The organism is Yersinia sp. 2466 StPb PI (assembly GCF_041538325.1).
Classification (GTDB): domain Bacteria; phylum Pseudomonadota; class Gammaproteobacteria; order Enterobacterales; family Enterobacteriaceae; genus Yersinia; species Yersinia enterocolitica_E.
Genome location: NZ_JAULSL010000001.1, coordinates 433,909 through 453,717, shown reverse-complemented (window position 1 = coordinate 453,717; position 19,809 = coordinate 433,909). Strand labels below are relative to the sequence as shown.

The following is a 19,809-nucleotide window of genomic DNA, read 5'->3' as shown; positions in this document are numbered from 1 at the left end:
TAATGAAAATAGTCATCGCACCAGACTCTTATAAAGAAAGTTTATCGGCAATAGCAGTAGCTCAGGCTATTGAACAAGGTTTTAGAGAAATATTCCCTTATGCTGAATACATCAAGATCCCCGTGGCTGATGGTGGTGAAGGCACTGTCGACGCCATGATCAGCGCAACCGGCGGCCAAAAAATCATGACTGATGTTACCGGGCCGCTGGGTAATAAAATCCAGGCTTTCTGGGGATTATCAGGTGATAGGAAGTCGGCTTTTATTGAGATGGCAGCGGCCAGCGGACTGGAATTGGTCCCTCCCGAATTGAGGAACCCGTTAAACACTACCTCCTACGGTACCGGTGAATTAATCCGTGCGGCGCTGCAAACAGGCGTGCGTCATATTATTATCGGTATCGGTGGCAGTGCCACCAACGATGGCGGTGCAGGTATGGTACAGGCGCTAGGAGCCAAATTGCGTAACGCCTACGGCGCAGAGATTGATTTTGGTGGCGGCAGTTTACATAACATTGCCTCGATAGATGTGTCGCAGCTGGACCCACGCCTTAAAGATTGCCGCATTGAAGTCGCTTGTGATGTGACCAATCCGCTGACCGGTGAGCAAGGTGCTTCCGCTATTTTTGGCCCACAGAAGGGGGCTACGGCCGCAATAATTGTGATACTGGATAATAACCTGGTCCATTACGCGCAGATGGTTAAACAATATCTGGGAATAGACGTAGATAGGATACCCGGCGCGGGGGCCGCTGGCGGTATGGGGGCCGCATTGTTAGCATTTTGCGGTGCAGAGTTGCGCCAGGGCGTGGAGATAGTCGCGGAAGCATTAGACCTGGAAACCTATATCAAAGACTGTCATTTCGTTCTGACCGGTGAAGGCCGGATAGACAGCCAAAGTATCAATGGCAAAGTCCCGGTCGGTGTCGCTCGATTAGCCAAAAAATACAATAAACCAGTGATTGGTATTGCCGGCAGCCTGGCTACCGATGCCAACATTGTTCATCAACATGGTGTTGATGCTATTTTCAGTATTATTTACCATATTTGTACACTTGACGATGCACTCTCTCAGGCAACTGAAAATATCAGAACTGCTTCTCGCAATATCGCCTCTGTTATTAATATTGGCATAGCCTCATTTGATATCAAAGCATCAGCATAATAAAAGCCCGCGTACCCCTTTTTAACATAGCCCTTTGTCGAAGGGCTTTTTTTATATGCGTTTTTAATGTCAAAGTATGTCGGCGATAAATGACCTTTTCGTGATAATGCTCACCTGCTTTTGGGCTTGCGAACAAAAATAGACACTAAACCCATTAGCATCTAGGTCATCCGCACAATGCCTTGCTCTTTTTAGCGGCGTATACTTATTTACAAGCTAGTGAGCATTATGTTTAAGACAAATAATGGCTGTATTGATAAAAATAACAGTTATGTTATCAACATAATTATCGTACCCAAAAAAAATTAAAGGGTATATAAGGGAAATATTATGAGCACTTGTAATAGTCCTGTAGACAACCCGCTTTATATTAAAGTACAGGACGCGGATAATGTTGCCATTGTGGTTAATAACAATGGCCTATGTGCTGGCACCCGGTTTAAATGTGGCCTTGAACTTATTGAGCATGTGCCACAAGGCCATAAAGTGGCTTTGGTCGATATTCCTAAAGGCGGCCCAATCATTCGTTATGCTGAGGTGATTGGTCTGGCAGTGCGGGATATCGCTCGCGGCGGCTGGATAGATGAATCGTTGGTTGAATTACCTGCCGCACCTGCACTGGAGACCTTACCCCTTGCCACCGCAGTCCCCGAGGCTCTGCCACCACTGGAAGGTTATACCTTTGAGGGCTATCGCAACGCTGACGGCAGTGTCGGGACCAAAAACCTACTCGCGATTACCACCAGCGTACATTGCGTCGCTGGCGTGGTGGATTATGTGGTCAATATCATTGAGCGCACCCTACTACCCAAATATCCCAATGTCGATGGCGTAGTTGCACTGAATCACTTATATGGCTGTGGAGTGGCAATCAATGCCCCAGCAGCGGTAGTGCCCATTCGCACTATTCATAACTTGGCCCTTAACCCCAATTTTGGTGGCGAAGTGATGGTCGTCGGTCTCGGTTGTGAAAAGCTCCAACCCGAGCGGCTGCTGGAAGGGACACCTGACGTGCAGGTTATCTCACTGGATGAAAGCAATATCGTGCGCTTGCAGGATGAGAAACACGTCGGCTTCCGTTCCATGGTCGATGACATTCTGCAAGTGGCGGAAAAGCACCTGCAACGCCTGAATATGCGCCAACGTGAAACCTGCCCGGCCTCTGAATTGGTGGTCGGTATGCAATGCGGTGGCAGTGACGCTTTTTCTGGCGTAACCGCCAACCCTGCAGTGGGCTATGCTTCGGACTTACTGGTGCGTTGCGGCGCAACCGTCATGTTCTCTGAAGTCACGGAAGTGCGTGATGCTATCCATCTGTTAACCCCGCGGGCGATTAACGAGGAGGTTGGCAGAAGGTTACTGGAAGAGATGAAATGGTACGACGACTATCTCGAAACCGGCAAAACCGATCGTAGCGCCAACCCTTCACCTGGGAATAAAAAGGGCGGATTGGCAAACGTCGTGGAAAAAGCACTCGGTTCCATTGCCAAATCCGGCCGCAGCGCCATTGTGGAAGTGCTTTCACCGGGGCAGCGCCCCACCAAGCGTGGGCTGATTTTTGCAGCCACCCCAGCCAGTGATTTTGTCTGCGGCACGCAACAGTTAGCATCTGGTATTACCGTTCAGGTATTTACCACCGGGCGCGGCACCCCTTATGGTCTGGCGGCAGTGCCGGTAATCAAAATGGCAACCCGCACTGATCTGGCTAACCGCTGGCATGACCTGATGGATATCGATGCCGGAACCATTGCGACAGGTGATGCCACTATTGAAGAGGTTGGTCAGCAATTATTTGAATTTATTCTGGATATTGCCAGTGACCGCAAACGGACGTGGTCCGATCAATGGGGGCTGCGCAATGCCTTGGCGGTGTTTAATCCGGCACCAGTGACCTAAGTATCAGTGAATCATCAGGCCGGGTGACACTCACTCGGCCTGCTCTTCTTGCTATCACATCTATCTCTACTCCTGCTCGCCCAATTGAAGCGCCACATACAGCAGCAAGCGATCATCAAAGTTCGCTAAATCTAAACCGGTCAGTTCGGAAATACGATTCAACCGATACTCCAGGGTATTGCGATGAATAAATAACGCTTTGGCAGTAGCCGTTGGCTGCACGTTATTACGGAACCAGCAGGCCAGAGTGCGCCGCAACAGACCGTTACTGTCCATCGCCCGTAATTTAGCCAGTGGTAAGGCTAATTCATTGGCCTGCCAGCCACCACGCAAACTATCAAGCAATACCGGTAACACCAAATCCTGATAGTAATAGCTGCGTTGCTCCGGCATCCGTTGCTTACCGACCGCCATGGTAGTACGAGCGGTACGGTATGAGCGCGCAATACTGCCCGGCCCGGTAAAGAAATTGCCAAGCGACAGGCGCACTCGCAAGCGGCCCCGCTCAGTCATGCGCGACAGCAAAGACTCCATACGCCGCCGGTGATCAATAGCATCCCAGCGGCCATGGCTATTTAGCGCCGGTTTAAGCACCACCATCTCAGTCAGTGAAACAATCGCAATCAGATTATTGCGCTCTGGCGTCGTCAACAGGGTTTGCAGCTCTTGTAATTCCGACATAGCACTGTCGACACTCAACTGGCCGCTGTCCACATCCACCACGGCTACGACCCGTGGTTCATTGATATCCACCCCAAGGCGCTGCGCCCATTCAATCAGTGCCGGTGATATCTCTTCGGTGCGGATCAAGTTCAATACCAACTCTTCACGCAGACGGCTATCCTGCGCCAGCAGATGCACCAACCGCGCCTGCTCCATCATCATCTCTGCTGCCATGCACACCAGTTCGCCATATTGACGTAGTTGCCCCGGGTTGCCGGTTAGGCCAATCACCCCCACGATTTCGCCCTCAAGGCGCAATGGCAGGTTGATCCCTGGCCTCACCCCGTGCAACTGGCGAGCAACAGCTTCATCGATATCGACAATCCGGCCATGAGACAGCGACAAGAGCGCCCCTTCATGCAGTTCGCCAAGGCGCTCTTCATCACCACTACCAATGATCCGCCCTTTACCATCCATCACATTAATATTGGTATCAATGATCTTCATGGTACGGGTAACAATATCCTGGGCTAGCCGGGGGTCAAGATTATATACACTCATGAATGGGCCTCAGTCTGGGCTGATGCACCAGCATATGAGGTCTGGAAGGGGAATACATTGGACAAACGCCCAATTCACACCACAAAGAAAGAGAGTTGAGGGACGGGTCACATAAATGGCAAGACCGGGGGCATGTTGCTGGCAAAGTTGAGCGCCAACGAGGAAATCAGGGCCAATCAATCGTTAGCCCTGATAGAGATTTACCGGTGGATGGTTATGACCAAAAGCGTGTTATTTACTTTCTTGCGCTGATTTACCGACAGCCATCCCCATCGCCAGCGTGGCGGCAATATTGCGTGCGGTCATAAACACATTAGCTGCCGCATTATCCAGTGCCTGCTCCAGAGTACAGATACTGTAGATCACGCTGAATACCGCATCCAGACCATGCTCATACACCACATCAACATCATCTGTCAGGCTACCGGCAATACCAATCACTGGCTTATTATAACGTTTGGCAACTCTCGCGACACCAATCGGCACTTTGCCGTGAATGGTTTGGCTATCAATGCGCCCTTCGCCGGTAATAACAAATGTCGCGTCCCTAACCAAAGCGTCCAGACCAAGAGCATCGGTAACAATATCAATACCGGGACTTAAGGTTGCACCGCAAAACGCCAGTAATGCCGCGCCTAAACCACCCGCCGCGCCAGCGCCTTCAACCTGGTCAACATCAATATCAAGATAACGTTTAATGATACCTGCATAATGCTGCAAACCGTCATCCAGTTGGCTAACCATCTCAGGTGTCGCCCCTTTCTGCCGCCCAAAAATAGCCGATGCCCCTTCACTGCCAGTCAGTGGATTGGTGACATCACAAGCAACATCGATTTGGCACTGCTTAATCCGCGGATCCAGTCCTGAGATATCAATAACATCCAGTTCAGCCAGCTTCCCGCCGCCAAAACCAATCTGCTTACCCTGCTTATCCAGCAGTTTGACACCCAGCGCTTGCACCATGCCCGCACCGCCATCATTGGTGGCACTGCCACCGATGCCGATAATTATATGTTTGACCCCCTGATCCAGCGCATTACAAATCAATTCGCCGGTACCGTAGGAGGTGGTTTTCAGTGGGTTGCGCAGTTCTGGTGGAACCAGCTCTAGCCCGCTGGCGGCCGCCATTTCAATAAAAGCCGATTTTTCATCACCGGATATTCCGTAAAAAGCCGCAACTTCGTCACCTAACGGGCCGGTCACATTGACCTGAATAATCCGGCCAGTGGTGGCCGAGACCATGGCCTCAACGGTACCTTCACCACCATCCGCGACCGGCAATTTGATATATTGTGCATCGGGAAATTGAGTGCGAAAACCCGCTTCAATCTGCACCGCAACATCCAGCGCAGATAAGCTTTCTTTATAAGAGTCTGGGGCGATGACTATTTTCATAAATGATTCAATCTCATGAGCTATCCAATACCGCACAGGCTCCGACGTTATAAACCGGCCGCTCAGGATAACGGAATGCTTACCAGTATAGCCCTGTTACCCAGTAGCCCGGCACCCGCAGGCACCGGTGCCACCGATTAACGAGTGACTTCAACTTTAGCCAATTTCTCGTAATAACACGCCAATGCACTGTGGTCAGCGGTGCCCAAACCATCAGCTTTCAGCGCCTGCATCATCTCCATCACGGCTGCGGTCAGGGGCAACTGAGCACCGACGCCATGTGAGGTGTCGAGGGCATTAGCTAAGTCTTTGATATGTAGATCGATACGGAAGCCTGGTTTGAAGTTACGATCCATCACCATCGGTGCCTTGGCTTCCAACACGGTACTGCCTGCCAGACCACCACGGATCGCTTGGAATACCAGATCAGGGTTCACTCCCGCCTTAGTTGCCAGCACCAAGGCTTCAGACATCGCGGCAATATTCAGTGCGACAATCACCTGATTGGCCAGTTTAGTCACATTACCAGCACCAATATCACCAGTATGCACCACCGATCCCCCCATGGCTTTCATCACCTCGAAACAGCTCTCGAATACCGCTTTATCACCACCCACCATCACTGACAAGGTGCCATCGATAGCTTTTGGCTCACCACCACTGACTGGCGCGTCCAACATTGCAACCTGCTTTAGTGCCAGCGCTTCACTGATTTCACGGCTAACCAGCGGTGCAATCGAACTCATATCAATCAGCACAGAACCCGGTTTAGCACCTTCAATAACACCGTTTTCACCCAGTACCACTTCTTTTACATGAGGCGAATTAGGTAGCATGGTAATGATGATATCGCATTCTGCTGCCAGCGCTTTTGGTGTCGTTGCCGTACGCGCGCCAGCCGTGATCAATTCATCCAGCACCGCAGCATTACGATCGAGGACTGTTAATGAGTAGCCCGCTTTCAGCAGATTTTTACTCATTGGTTTTCCCATAATCCCTAAACCAATAAAGCCGATTTTCATTTATTACTCCTCAATTAAGTCGGAAGGCCGTCAACGCGGCAGTACTAAGCTGTCAAAACAGACTGATGGTTATTTTTTAAATTTGTCGCATAACGCCTGAGTCGCGCTACGAAATACGCCCAAATCACTGCCAACAGCGACAAAGGTTGCCCCCCATTCGAGATAACGGCGGGCATCAGCTTCAACTGGCGCCAAAATGCCGCTCGGCTTACCCTGTGCTTTAGCGCGATCAAAAATATGACGAATCACTTTTTGTACTTCGGGATGATTGGGCTGCCCCAGATAACCCAGTGCCGCCGACAGATCGCCCGGTCCAACAAAAATACCGTCCACCCCATCAACGGCGGCGATAGCATCAATATTATCCACCCCTTGCTGGCTTTCGATTTGCACCAGTACGGTGATGTTGTCGTTGATGGTGGCAAAGTAGTCGGGTACGGTGCCGTAATTGTTACCGCGATGAGACACAGAAACCCCGCGGATCCCCGCCGGTGGATAACGGGTTGAGGCAACCGCACGTATGGCTTCTGCTTCGCTTTCAACAAACGGGATCAGGAAGTTATAAAAACCGATATCCAATAAGCGTTTTATAATGATGGGTTCATTACAGGGCGCACGTACAACCGGTGCGCTATTACTGCCTTTCAGCGCCATGAGTTGTGGAATAAACGTCGTAACATCGTTCGGCGCATGTTCACCGTCCAGAACCAACCAGTCAAAACCCGCCAGGCCCAGCACTTCGGCTGAAATATGATTTGCCAGTGCACTCCAGCAACCAATAAGGGTTTGCCCTTGTTGTAGGTTGCGGCGGAACTGATTAGGATAATTTTGCAGACTCATTTTCGATCCTTATAATTGAACGCCCGGATGGAACGACGGCTCGATGCAGGACGTGATGCAATTCAGGTTGCCAGCGCACACGGCAGTGGGTGTTAGTCGTTAATTTTGCGCCTGTTTTGTAAGATTTTTTCTATTTACGGTTCACGATGATCATTATAGAAACCCCGTTCCAATAAACCATCAGGCAAAAGAACAGGAATCATGAGTTATTCACCAATCGTTATAGGCAGATGCACAATAAAATGCGCCCTGCTTCACAGACTGCTAAATAGCAAAAATCGTGCGGTGATTTTGTCGTTATAAATTAACAAACAACTAAAGGGTAAAGAGTTAGAAAAATGTCGCCGTAGTAATGATAAGGTACAGAGTCTGCTGGCAGAAAATGTCCATACCTGCCGATGTCTATTAATCAGTACGCAGGGTATAGACTATTTGCACCATAGGCGGTGGTAAACCACACTTGCCAGATAAGAGGTTGGAGGAGAGCAACGTGCAACGTGAACAAGTTTTAAGCAGTGCGCTCAATCTATTGGAGCAGCAAGGACTGGCAAACACCACGCTGGAGATGCTGGCAAAAGAGGTGTCAGTTGAAGTCAGTGATCTGGCCCGTTTCTGGCCGGATCGTGAAGCTTTGTTGTATGACTGTCTGCGCTTTCATGGCCAGCAGATAGATACCTGGCGGCGACAATTGCAACTGGACGAGACCTTATCACCCAAACAAAAGTTACTGGCGCGTTACCAGACGCTAGGTGAGCAAGTGCAGAATCAGCGTTACCCCGGTTGCTTATTTATTGCTGCATGCAGTTTCTATCCCGATAATGAACACCCGATCCACCAGTTGGCTGAACAGCAGAAACAGGCCTCACTACTCTATACCCAAGAGCTGTTGCAAGAGATGGACGCTGATGATGCAGCTATGGTTGCACAACAGATGGAACTGATTCTGGAAGGTTGTTTGAGCAAACTGCTGGTTAAACGTCAACTCGTCGATGTTGAAATTGCCAAGCGCCTGGCTGAAGATGTATTGGAAGTCGCGCAATGCCGTAAAAATGGCGCACTGGGTTAAGTAATTTACCACTAAGTTTTATCGCTGCCCTGAGATAATTTCTGGTTCTTTTGTCTGAAAAGAGAGCAGTCAGTACAGTTTTAGTGGTTTTAAACCATAAATTCGTTGACGATCAGCGGCCAATACGGTTTAATGCGCCCCGTTGCCCGGATAGCTCAGTCGGTAGAGCAGGGGATTGAAAATCCCCGTGTCCTTGGTTCGATTCCGAGTCCGGGCACCACTATTTATAAGGCCTCGCTGCAAAGCGGGGCTTTTTCGTATCTGGATTCTGCTCTATTTCCGCTCCGACTCCCTATCCATTACTGACACGATTTCAATAGATTTCCCCCTGTAAGCATCCCGCGCAAACAAACTATTCAATTTTAGAGATCTTTCGACATATTGATGATTTGTGCGGCGGAGACACCTCTCTTCATGAGCAATGTCCTTATATTGTGGATGAGTTATTACCAGAATAGCCGTGTATTCGTTTTTTGAAGAGCAGCTCGGGGGTTAGCCAACCCATCCAAAATAATAAAAACAAAAAAGAGGTACTGCTTTCGCGCAAGGTGGCAGATTAATTTACTGTGGGGCAGCCACTTCTGGTCGCTTGGTGATGTTGGATGCGAGCGAATGCCCGCCAACTTATGGTACGCTGCGAGAAATGGTCGTAGGGCTGATCGCTGGCGGTAATACTGCTATTTTACAGGCAGTTGAAAATGCAGAAGATAGCCGCAAAATGGGTGAACAATACCTGCATAACCTCAATTTTAATGCACGTGATGTGTTAGTGGGCATTGCAGCAAGTAGCCGCACACCTTATGTATTGGGGGCTATGGCCTATGCACGCCATGTTGGCACTAGCGTAGTGGCTATTTCCTGTAATCAAAATAGTGAAATGAGTACAACCGACACTGTAAAACAGCCATTATGATGATCCTAAGTGGTATGTCTGCTGAGGAAGCTAGCGCTATCCTTAACAAAAATAAGGGATTTATCGGTAAAGCGCTACAGGAGATTAAAGTATAACTATGGCGAAAATAACCGGCACTACGATAGACCAAATTTTACTCTTCACGGGCGGGAGTAAAAATATCATTGTCTGCGGAAACTGCATGACAAGGCTCCGTCTCACCTTAAAAGACCGTCAACTGATACAACATGACGACCTGAAAAAAATCCCTGGAGTGATGGGGGTGGTGAACAGCGATGATCAACTGCAAATCATTCTCGGGCCGGGCAAAGCCCAGACCGCCAGCGAGATGATGAACAAGCTCCTGGGTTCTGAACCGCAGCAGGGACATGAAAGTGCTCAGGATGTTGATTTGCAGGTGCTAGCCAGCCAGACAAAACAGCAAATGAAAGCGAAACAAAAAAGCGCTGTTCATAGTTTTCTGGCCAAATTCGCCACCATTTTTACCCCACTCATTCCAGGGTTCATTGCCGCAGGATTACTATTGGGGATAGCAACATTACTCCAGCAGACACTGGCATTGGACGGCGTTATTCAGTCTCCATGGCTGGCGGCACTGATTGCATACATGAAAGTATTTAGCATCGGCTTGTTCACTTTCCTTAGCATTCTGATTGGCTTTAATACGCAGCAAGCCTTTGGTGGGACGGGGGTCAACGGCGCAATTATCGCTTCGCTATTTATTTTACGCTATGTGCCGGAAGGTACCGTCGGCTACTACGGTGGCATGGAAAACTTCTTTGGTCTGGCAATTGACCCGCGCGGCAATATCATTGGGGTTCTGTTGGCCTGTATCTTGGGCGCATGGATTGAGCGACAGGTGCGCCGTTTTATCCCTGATAATCTGGATATGATCCTGACATCGGCGATAACGTTACTCGCTACAGGAGCAATCACTTTCGTTGTTATCATGCCAGTGGGTGGCGAGCTGTTTAAGGGGATGTCATGGCTGTTTATGCATTTGAATGGTAACCCGTTTGGTACTGCCATTCTGGCAGGGTTATTCCTGATTGCAGTAGTGTTTGGTATCCACCAAGGGTTTGTTCCGGTCTATTTCGCCTTAATGGATGCACAAGGATTTAACTCATTATTCCCTATTCTGGCCATGGCGGGTGCCGGTCAGGTGGGTGCGGCACTGGCACTTTATGCTCGTTCGCCAAAAGGTTCAGTCCTGCGGACACAGATTAAAGGGGCTATTTTCCCTGGGCTACTGGGGATCGGTGAGCCGCTTATTTATGGCGTAACGTTACCACGCCTGAAGCCTTTTATTACCGCATGTTTAGGCGGTGCTGTCGGCGGCTTCTTTATTGGCCTTGTTGCCTGGTTGGGATTACCGGTGGGCCTGAATACCGTGTTTGGCCCATCTGGCTTGGTATCTATTCCTCTGATGACATCAGCCCAAGGTATTTTCGCCGGGATGCTGGTGTATGTGGCTGGTCTGGTTATTTCGTATATTTCCGGGTTTATCCTGACGTGGCTTTTCGGGCATAAGGATGTCGATTTAAGTTGATCTCGTGCTAAACGGTTTGGCCCTGCCCGGCAGGGCCAGCTGAAATCTTTCCGTTATTTTTATTATTCTCATCCCCATATCAACCGAACTCACCTGTTCCTATCGACACCAAGTCTAGATGACCGACTCATCCAGCCAGAATGTTAGCAAGCCGCGACTGATGAGCGCCTTGTTGTAAGCTGTCCAATGGATGATATCGAACCTTTGTTTTGCCACGAGATACTGCAATATCATCAGAAATGTGGTGATCCAAACCTGATTAGGGCTAAAAGTTCGATTTATTCAACAAAGATCTTATTTTTATAACTCAGTTAGTTGACTGATAATTAAGTGCCTTCGCTAATTTAGAATCTGATTTCGCCAGTTTATCTAAACGCTTTTCATCAATGCTGTTCAACTGGCCTAAAGCTCTTGCCGTTTGACCTGAATGCCCTATCAGTTGCTGCTTGGGTACATTCACCATCAGGGTTGCTGCGTCTTCCAGAGCCTTGATATAGTCATCTTGCTTATGCAAATTATAACGTTTTAAATCCATCTTACTGCGTAATAGCTGTCCCCAATAAAACTCGAGGAAAGGTATTTCTTTATAAGGCTTACCCGTTTCAGGGTTAAGATTTTTATCAGACTTATCGTAAGATATACCGCGTAGATAATAGAGTATTGAGCGATATGGATCGTCCTGAAAAGCACTCGTGCCCAGGGTTGCAGGCAATTGAGAGAACGTAATTGGTTTCCCCTCGGCATCAATAGGGAGAAAATGTTTAAGTTCAGTCATCTGTTGTTCGAACTGAGCTTGAGTAAATAACGTTCCGTCGTTGTCACGGCTTATATTCTGCCCGACCAGTACGCTTAAGGTCACATCACCGCCACCACCGGGTGCATCCCAAAAGCTGTTAAATGCATGATGACCATCAGTCAGGTAAAGTTTCCCCATTGGTCCGATATCAACCGTGTTCATATCAGCTTTATTGGTTCCTATAGCCTGTTTACAGGTATATGAAGTGGGATCTTTCGGTGTTGATGACAGGCTATATTTAGCCAGTTTCCCTGCCCCTTGAACTTTACACAAATCGTTGAATAAGTGCTTTGAATCGCTAGCATAATCAGCCAAATCACCTGCAATCTGGAGCTTACCTACGGTTATTTGGGTCGGATGCAACTCACTGAGCTTAATTTGAATAACATCGCCGGGTTTAGTGAGTAAGTCGTTATGGGGAAGAGATTGTGCCGCGCACAAATTAACTGAATAGAGTATTAGTCCACAAAATAATAAAATAGAGGCCGAAAATAACTCGCTAGCCCATCTTACCTGGGTAGCTCCAGCCTGATATAAGTAATTTTTGCTCAAAGACACATTGAACTCCTCAAGTGGACATTAACATTTCCTACCAATTTCATTGGCATATTGATTAAGCGTAGAATATCTCCCCCCTCGCAGTAGCACGTACTGCGAACATTATCTGGCGTTTATGGCAGTTGATACCCTATTTGCAATACCAGCGTAGGTTCCAGAGGATAATAATACCCAGAAAATATCGACCATGAAATTAGCGTATCGATTAACCTGCCAGATAAAGAGATGCTCCAGTTTATCAGATGTTACATTGAAAGCCATATGCAATAAAACCATCATTTACACTGGTTTGTGATGCAGAAGCATTAGGTTCATAAAAGTCTCCATTTTGAGCCAAAGCAGGAGATCTACATGCAGCAACAATGGTTAATATAGTGATGAGTTTTTAATTATTCACTCTCTGATTACAATAAGGGACGTATAAACACGACGCGTTGCCCTATTGATTGATGTGGCTAATCCATCTGTCAATCAATACAGGGGAACTTAAATAAACGCTGGTATAACTTAAAAAATTATAATTAACTATTCCAGCAAAATAAATTTAACTATTCCATCTAAAGTAGCAATATAAACACATTGGGATCCCTGTGATTTTTTATCAAATAATAGGAACTGGAGATAATGAGATCGGTGAGTGACGACTCGTTATTTTTCCAATCCTATAACTGTGTTAACATTTTAGTATTTCTTACTATTCAAATCCTCCACACAGCTGATGTTAATCATAACTATCACGTATAAAACTGTAGGCTATTTTAGTTTTAAATAAAGTTTAATCAAACTGTCTGTTTAATTGATACTGTTTAATGTGCAGCCTATGTGATCGCACGTTAGCACCATTAGATAACAGCGGATAGGTTAAATAACCTTAGTTATCGTGGTGAAAAGACACTAAATGGTTTCGAGCTGATTAAGTTTAATGGCTTTGGCTCTAACAGTGAGCTTTCAAAATAGCATGATCGTGGAGGGTGTTTATGATTACTCGCTGGTGCATAGTGTGGATGCTAATGCCGCTAAGTTGACAATATATTCGTAAATTAAAATAGGCTAGAGTGATTTTAACAGGGATTCATTATGAATGATCTCATGACTGATATACTAATCGGCATCTCTATATTTATCGCATCTATAGTTTCCTCATTTGTTTTTGTATTTTTAATAAGATAATTTACGTTTAAAATGACAAGTTGAGAGGACGTTAAGCATTGATGCTCAACAATGTCTATTTTCAGTTAGAAGACATTGTTCTTGGCTCACTCTCCTACAAAACTCAAATGGATAAGTGTTAAAATACGTCAACGCCAGAGTATCCCCCCATTAGATACAAAAATAGGTTTCCCCTCGTAGATATGAAATGTTAATCATTTAGTTAAATAATACTAAAGAAATTTTCCATGTCATTTTACAAAAAAACAAATCAAGAAAATTCCTACAGCGATATGTATCATATCCTATATTTAACAAAATAAATTATAGCTATAATCACAGCATGATATAAAAACTCAATCATTAGTATGCCATATAATATTAAATACACTGTGGCGTAGCCTACACTCCATATTTACTAAAGTAAAAATGGTTATCGAGAACGGTTCAATTACATTAAAAACACCAATAACATAACCACTTGTTAATAAACAGATTTTTACTTAAAAAAATGAGAGATATAATATGCCTGCCTTTAAAAAAACTCTAATCGCTATTGCCTTTACATCAATAACAACGCCTGCTTTTTCCCAAATTATAGTAAATGGCACAACTGTAAATGCCCCTGATGGGACAGTAGTAGATACTGGCTTGATTAACGATTTTTCTGGGCATGCAGCAACGGTATCAAATGGTGGCGTATTAATTGCTGACGGTGATATCACATTAACGACTGGGGGTAATGCCGCTGATACTTTATATGCTTCTGGGGCAGGCTCACGTGTCGATTTTTTACACGGAAGTACATTAACCACTACAGGGACTGGCTCACACGGCGTGTATGCGCAAACTGGTGCCAGTGTTAACTTGAATGACGCAAATATTTCAGTTTCAGGGGCAAATGCCTCCGGCCTGTCACTGGTCTCTAATAGCCAAATTTCATTAAATAACAGTACCATTTCAGCAACAGGTGCCGGTGGCAAGGGTATAGCTGCTAATAATAGTTCAGTAATTATCAATAACTCTAGATTGACAACAACAGGTGCTTATCTTGGCTCAAGTGCCAGTGCTTTACAAATAGCAAATGGTTCACGAGGGAGCATGACCGGCTCATACGCCAGTACCGGTGGAGCCTCTGCCGCTGCGGTCTTCGTTGAAACAACAAATAGTGCAAATACTCAATTTGATATCATCGACAGTACCCTGGAAACATTCGGGGCGGGTACTGCGCTAGTCTCTTCTGAACTGAATGGTAATGGATCATCTTTAGCGACTGTCAGTGGAAATACGCAAATTATCACTCATCAGGCAACCGCAGTAAGTGCGAGAGGGCCAGGTGGTAAAATTGTTATTAACCCAGGAGCATCGGTTAAAACCCTCGGCGCTAATAATACCGCTATCCAGGCAGTTTTAGGCGGCCAGGCTGATATTACGGGTAGCACTATCAGTACAGCCAGTAATGGTGCAGTAGCCATGATGGCCAGTTCCGCGAGTTCTATTATTAGTCAGGGCAATAACATCAGTACGGTGGGTAATAATGCGTATGCTGTTCAGGCTAATGACAGTGGGACCACTGTTAATGTGACTAATACCAATATAGTTACTAGTGGTAATAACGCTGATGCAGTGAATAGTAACACACAAGCAATTGTGACTATGAATCAACAGAATGCCAATATACATAGTCAAAACGGCAAAACATTTAATGCTCTTGGTGGCACCATCAATGCAGTCCTTGATAACAGTAGTGTTATTAACAATGGCATATTAATAAATGCAGATACCGATGCTAGCCTGGCGAACTTTGGTATCGTTAATGTTAATGCAAACGATATGGTTTTAAATGGTGATATCCAGTCAGGTTTAGGTAGCCAAGCTAATCTCAGCATTAACAATACACAATGGAATGGTCTTGCACGTAATGGCGGCCAGGTGAATATTGATAGTCGCGCCATGTGGAATATGATGGCAAGTTCTGACGTCGCTGAGCTGACTAACGCCGGGACAATTAATTTCTCCAATCCTATTGCAGGCGACGTATTAACTGTCCATGGTGACTATATTGGTAATAACGGTAACTTATTGTTTAATACTGAATTAAATGACGACAACTCCATAACGGATAAAATGATCGTCGAAGGTAACACTTCAGGGAACACCTTCGTCAGCGTGACTAACGCGGGTGGCACTGGCGCGACAACGTTAAACGGTATTGAATTGATTCAGGTTAATGGCTTATCTGACGGTGAGTTTATTCAAAAGGATCGTATCGTTGCCGGTGCTTATGATTATTCATTGATGCGCGGTTCTGATGCTAATGCCAATAACTGGTATCTGACTAATGCTGTTATTCCTACGCCACCTTCAGACCCAACAGTTCCATCTGCTATGACTGAGCGTCCAGAAGCTGGCGGCTATACTGCCAACTTAGCCTCGGCTAATAATATGTTTGTCACTCGTTTGCATGATCGTTTGGGCGAAACTCAGTATATCGACGCACTGACTGGCGAACAGAAAGTAACCAGTATGTGGTTGCGTAACGAGGGTGGGCATAACCGTTTCCGTGATTCTCAAGATCAACTGAGCACACAGGCTAACCGTTATGTGCTGCAATTAGGCGGAGATATTGCTCAGTGGAGCAATAACGACATGGACCGTTTCCATCTGGGCGTTATGGCTGGGTATGGTAACAGCAAAAGCACCACCATCTCGCAAGTGTCCGGTTACAACGCTAAAGGGTCAACTGACGGTTACAGCGCCGGTGTCTACGGGACCTGGTATGCCAACGAGGCCGATAAGTCCGGCTTATATGTTGACAGTTGGGCGCAATACAGCTGGTTCAACAACACCGTTGACGGTCAAGATTTGAATACTGAAGAATATAAGTCTAAGGGGATAACTGCCTCGGTTGAGAGTGGTTATACCTTCAAAATCGGTGAAAATGCCGCTAAAAATGCCACCTACTTTATCCAGCCTAAAGCGCAGGTGACCTGGATGGGTGTGAAAGCTGACGACCATAAAGAAGCTAACGGCACGAATGTCTCTGGTGAAGGTGATGGCAATATTCAGACCCGTCTGGGTGTGAAAGCCTTTATGAATGGCTATAGCAGCCAGGATAAAGGTAAAGACCGAGTATTTCAGCCATTTGTAGAAGCAAACTGGATCCATAATACCAAAGACTTTGGTGTCACTATGGATAACGTGACAGTGAAGCAAGATGGGGCCGCCAATATCGGTGAATTAAAAGTGGGTGTTGAAGGCCAAATCAATAAAAAAGTTAACCTGTGGGGTAATGTTGCCCAGCAAATCGGCAACAAAGGTTACAGTGATACCGCTGTAATGCTAGGTGTGAAATATAATTTCTAATCTAGATTTCTATATTAGATATAAGTAAATAAAAATCAGATGATTATGGCCTGCTACAAATAGCTGAAATCTTAAGTTCTAATAAACTTAGCTATCACTTTTTCTGGCAGGCTAATTGACTTTCCCTTTAGATAGCTGCTGTTTCCAGCGAAGCATTATTGGGGGAAGGCATGGCGATTTTTGGCCTTTAGCAATGATGTTCACTACGACTATATTTATCTTTCCGAGAGTATCATCAGTAAATACATCACTATTTCGCAGTGGATTTTCTTATTTTCATTCATTAGTTAAAAATAAAAGGAATTATTATATGAACTATTTTATCCTCAGTCAGTGCGGGCTTATGTCTTTCTCTTTCAAAATACTATTGAATGATGTGCTATACCAACATTCAGAAGACTCAGTAATAAGGGTTTACCGTTCTATTCCCTCACTGATAAAAAATATAGATGGGAAACTCAAGCTGATACTACTTGACATTACTGGATTCAAACATAGTGAAGTTCATGATCTATTAATTAAAATAAAGTCAGCCCACAATGTAGGGATTATTTTATTTTGTGACAACTACTCTGACCTGTCTAACCTCCCTAATATATATCATGCAGTCATATACAGAAAAAGTAATATGCCTTACATCAAAAAAACAATAGGGACAATATGTCACAACCGCTATGGCGGTCATTTCATACCTCTTGATGACGATAATCTTGTTAAAAATAAATTAACTAAACGAGAAAATGAAACATTACAATGTATTATATCAGGTTTAAATTCTGTTCAGATTTCAAAAAGGTTATCACTCAGTTATAAAACCGTCAGTGGCTATCGTCGTAGTATCTGTAGAAAATATGGCATTAACAATTTAAATGTTTATTATTTAAAATATAGAGAAGAAAGTCAGTAGCCGCGCGCCTCATTAACGTAATAGGACATACACTACCGCAAAAGTAGTCGCTAATCGTGCGGGCTAGAGTATTAATGGAAAACTTTCCCATTTTTTCAAAGCTACCCTATAAACTGGTGTACCAATCTAGTTGCAAGATCGGCATTTTCTGCATCAAAGTTGGCATTATCCCCATCACAAAACCCATGATGGCTGCTGAATATGCGGCTATCAACATTAGGATATTTTTTTAGTTCACTTTGCAGGATTGTCGTGTCGAAAGAAGCCTCATGTCGGGCAAGGATGACAAGGGCTGGACAAGGTGGCGCAATATCGCTGTGCTCGCGGATACGTGAACCGTAGTGGCAGACAACCCTTGCACATAACCCGCTTCTGGCCGCAAGCCAGGCAAGCGTGGCTCCAACACTAAATCCTACGAGGATAAGATTGTCATACTGTGGCCGCAGAGTCTGGAGCAGAGTAACGATATGGGATGTGTCAAAACCTACATTTTCAATAAAATAGCGATATGCCTCATTCTGCTGTGCATAGCTAAATGGCTCATCACGCCCAATAAGATTGAGGCAATAAACGTCCCTCTCCATCGCATGATATTCATGACACACCCGCCTGATATGCGGATTAATACCATAAATCTCATGTAGTACTACGATGGCGGTATTGCTTCCACATTTTAGCTCTAGCATTAGGCGTTATCGATTTCCGTTTTGTGCACCCAGGCTGACAAATACCATTCGGCAGTAAATGGTAGGACACTCCGCACTGTCACTCACTCATATAGAGATTTTGTGCTCACTACATCATCGAAAAGTCACACAAAAAATAACTTTCAATATCAATTTATTATATAGCCAAACTATTTTCTACATCGTCTTCCAATCCTTGCGCTGATTGAAGACCAAAATGACTATTACGTCTCACATTGAGTAAAATCACCCCATGATTTGCCACTAACCTCTAAATGAGCAGCATAACTAACCAGAATTACGATTTATACTATAATAAACAATAAGATGCCATACACTGGCTTCGGTGATGTGAAGCCAGAATTACGCTAATTGAAAATAACTACTCTTCTGTCACTGGCATAAACTCGGCCAATTTCTGCTTCTGTTTACCCCGGTCATCCAGGTTAGCTGAGCTTAGCCAAAGCTGTATAGCTCGCCGAATCCCTGGCCATTCACTCTCGATAATAGAATACCAACGGGTGTCACGACTATGCCCTTTGGATACTTGTATTTGTCTGAAAGTACCTTCGTATTGAAATCCCAAGCGTTCTGCCGCTTGAATCGCTGGCTGGTGCAAACTGTCACACTTCCACGCACATCGCCGGTATTGCAAAGTATCCAGCGCATAGGATAGCAAAAGAAATATTGCCTCAGTGCTGCATAAAGTACGTTTCATCAACGGTGACCAGTTAATCCAACCGATTTCTACCGCCCCATTCTCGGGGTCAATGCGTTGTAACGCGATAAAACCTACTGCTTTTCCGGTGGAGTAATTGATGACTGAATAAAAGAGAGGGTCCTTACTTGCACTAAGAGAGGCAATATAATGGTCACATTGCCTAATTGTGATGGGGCGATTAATGTGAAAGTAAGTCCAGTCACGCTCGTCATCAATGCTGTGCCAGGCTTCAAATAGATCCTTGCTATGCTTGATATCAATAGGTTCAAGGAGGCAATAGTCTCCTTTGAGGATAATCCGTTGGGGAGTTGTTCGAGGCAACCAGTCGGGTAATGATTTGCCCAGTGCTTGCCCATAGATATTTAATTCTGTCATTATAAATCATACCTGTGTTATGAAATTTATAAGTTTTCGGCAAGTTTTTCAAAAAACTCAATGAATCCACCCTAAAATAATGTCACTTTGATCTTTAACTTTTCCAATCGTGCTGATTTCTCCAAGAAGAAAGTGATATTGGCCGTGCCCATAAATTCAAATTATTCAGAAAACACATCCTAT

General features: G+C 45.5%; 13 protein-coding genes, 1 tRNA gene and 1 pseudogene. 8 read left to right on the top strand and 7 right to left on the bottom strand.

Annotated features, from left to right (window positions below):
• Positions 1 to 2 precede the first annotated feature (2 nt).
• Positions 3 to 1,163 (top strand): glycerate kinase, encoded by a 1,161-nt coding sequence (locus tag Q2T72_RS02075; protein ID WP_372568566.1) that lies wholly within the window; start codon positions 3 to 5, stop codon positions 1,161 to 1,163.
• Between the two features lie 330 nt (positions 1,164 to 1,493).
• Positions 1,494 to 3,059: a galactarate dehydratase gene (gene garD / locus Q2T72_RS02070; protein WP_372568565.1), complete on the top strand. Its 1,566-nt coding sequence runs from the start codon at positions 1,494 to 1,496 to the stop codon at positions 3,057 to 3,059.
• 66 nt (positions 3,060 to 3,125) lie between these two features.
• On the opposite strand, the gene Q2T72_RS02065 is transcribed toward garD, so the two are convergent.
• The 4 genes from Q2T72_RS02065 to garL all read right to left on the bottom strand — a co-directional run bounded on the left by Q2T72_RS02065 (position 3,126) and on the right by garL (position 7,540).
• On the bottom strand, positions 3,126 to 4,283 hold the full coding sequence (locus Q2T72_RS02065; protein ID WP_019211377.1) for a CdaR family transcriptional regulator: 1,158 nt from the start codon (positions 4,281 to 4,283) through the stop codon (positions 3,126 to 3,128).
• A 231-nt stretch (positions 4,284 to 4,514) separates the two neighbouring features.
• Positions 4,515 to 5,678, bottom strand: a complete 1,164-nt coding sequence (locus tag Q2T72_RS02060; protein WP_372568564.1) for a glycerate kinase — start codon at positions 5,676 to 5,678, stop codon at positions 4,515 to 4,517.
• 137 nt (positions 5,679 to 5,815) lie between these two features.
• Positions 5,816 to 6,700, bottom strand: coding sequence for a 2-hydroxy-3-oxopropionate reductase (gene garR, locus Q2T72_RS02055; RefSeq protein WP_083161028.1), 885 nt, complete (start codon positions 6,698 to 6,700; stop codon positions 5,816 to 5,818).
• A gap of 69 nt (positions 6,701 to 6,769) precedes the next feature.
• Positions 6,770 to 7,540, bottom strand: a complete 771-nt coding sequence (gene garL / locus Q2T72_RS02050) for a 2-dehydro-3-deoxyglucarate aldolase (RefSeq protein WP_372557801.1) — start codon at positions 7,538 to 7,540, stop codon at positions 6,770 to 6,772.
• 490 nt (positions 7,541 to 8,030) lie between these two features.
• Here garL and Q2T72_RS02045 point away from each other — a divergent pair, with 490 nt between their 5' ends.
• The 4 genes and pseudogenes from Q2T72_RS02045 (at position 8,031) to murP (ending at position 11,068) form a co-directional block, all read left to right on the top strand.
• Positions 8,031 to 8,606 (top strand): transcriptional regulator, encoded by a 576-nt coding sequence (locus Q2T72_RS02045; RefSeq protein ID WP_083161032.1) that lies wholly within the window; start codon positions 8,031 to 8,033, stop codon positions 8,604 to 8,606.
• Positions 8,607 to 8,750: 144 nt separating this feature from the next.
• Positions 8,751 to 8,826 (top strand) — tRNA-Phe (locus Q2T72_RS02040).
• Between the two features lie 315 nt (positions 8,827 to 9,141).
• A pseudogene (locus Q2T72_RS02035) lies at positions 9,142 to 9,614 on the top strand (N-acetylmuramic acid 6-phosphate etherase); the annotation flags it as partial.
• 2 nt (positions 9,615 to 9,616) lie between these two features.
• The gene (murP, locus tag Q2T72_RS02030; protein WP_083161034.1) at positions 9,617 to 11,068 is read left to right on the top strand and encodes a PTS N-acetylmuramic acid transporter subunit IIBC; all 1,452 of its coding nucleotides are present in this window, start codon (positions 9,617 to 9,619) and stop codon (positions 11,066 to 11,068) included.
• 307 nt (positions 11,069 to 11,375) lie between these two features.
• On the opposite strand, the gene Q2T72_RS02025 is transcribed toward murP, so the two are convergent.
• Complete coding sequence (locus tag Q2T72_RS02025; protein WP_372568563.1) at positions 11,376 to 12,422, bottom strand: ParB-like protein; 1,047 nt, start codon at positions 12,420 to 12,422, stop codon at positions 11,376 to 11,378.
• A gap of 1,674 nt (positions 12,423 to 14,096) precedes the next feature.
• On the opposite strand from Q2T72_RS02025, the gene Q2T72_RS02020 reads away from it, so the two are divergent.
• Together Q2T72_RS02020 and Q2T72_RS02015 are read left to right on the top strand one after the other, a co-directional pair.
• Positions 14,097 to 16,937, top strand: coding sequence for an autotransporter outer membrane beta-barrel domain-containing protein (locus tag Q2T72_RS02020; RefSeq protein WP_083161038.1), 2,841 nt, complete (start codon positions 14,097 to 14,099; stop codon positions 16,935 to 16,937).
• 310 nt (positions 16,938 to 17,247) lie between these two features.
• On the top strand, positions 17,248 to 17,844 hold the full coding sequence (locus Q2T72_RS02015; RefSeq protein ID WP_372568562.1) for a response regulator transcription factor: 597 nt from the start codon (positions 17,248 to 17,250) through the stop codon (positions 17,842 to 17,844).
• Between the two features lie 101 nt (positions 17,845 to 17,945).
• Here the strand turns inward: Q2T72_RS02015 and Q2T72_RS02010 are convergent, their stop codons facing one another.
• Both Q2T72_RS02010 and Q2T72_RS02005 read right to left on the bottom strand, forming a co-directional pair.
• Entirely contained in the window at positions 17,946 to 18,530 is a 585-nt protein-coding gene (locus Q2T72_RS02010) for a dienelactone hydrolase family protein (protein WP_372559955.1), read from the bottom strand.
• A gap of 382 nt (positions 18,531 to 18,912) precedes the next feature.
• The gene (locus tag Q2T72_RS02005; protein WP_083161044.1) at positions 18,913 to 19,626 is read right to left on the bottom strand and encodes a GNAT family N-acetyltransferase; all 714 of its coding nucleotides are present in this window, start codon (positions 19,624 to 19,626) and stop codon (positions 18,913 to 18,915) included.
• Positions 19,627 to 19,809 lie beyond the last annotated feature (183 nt).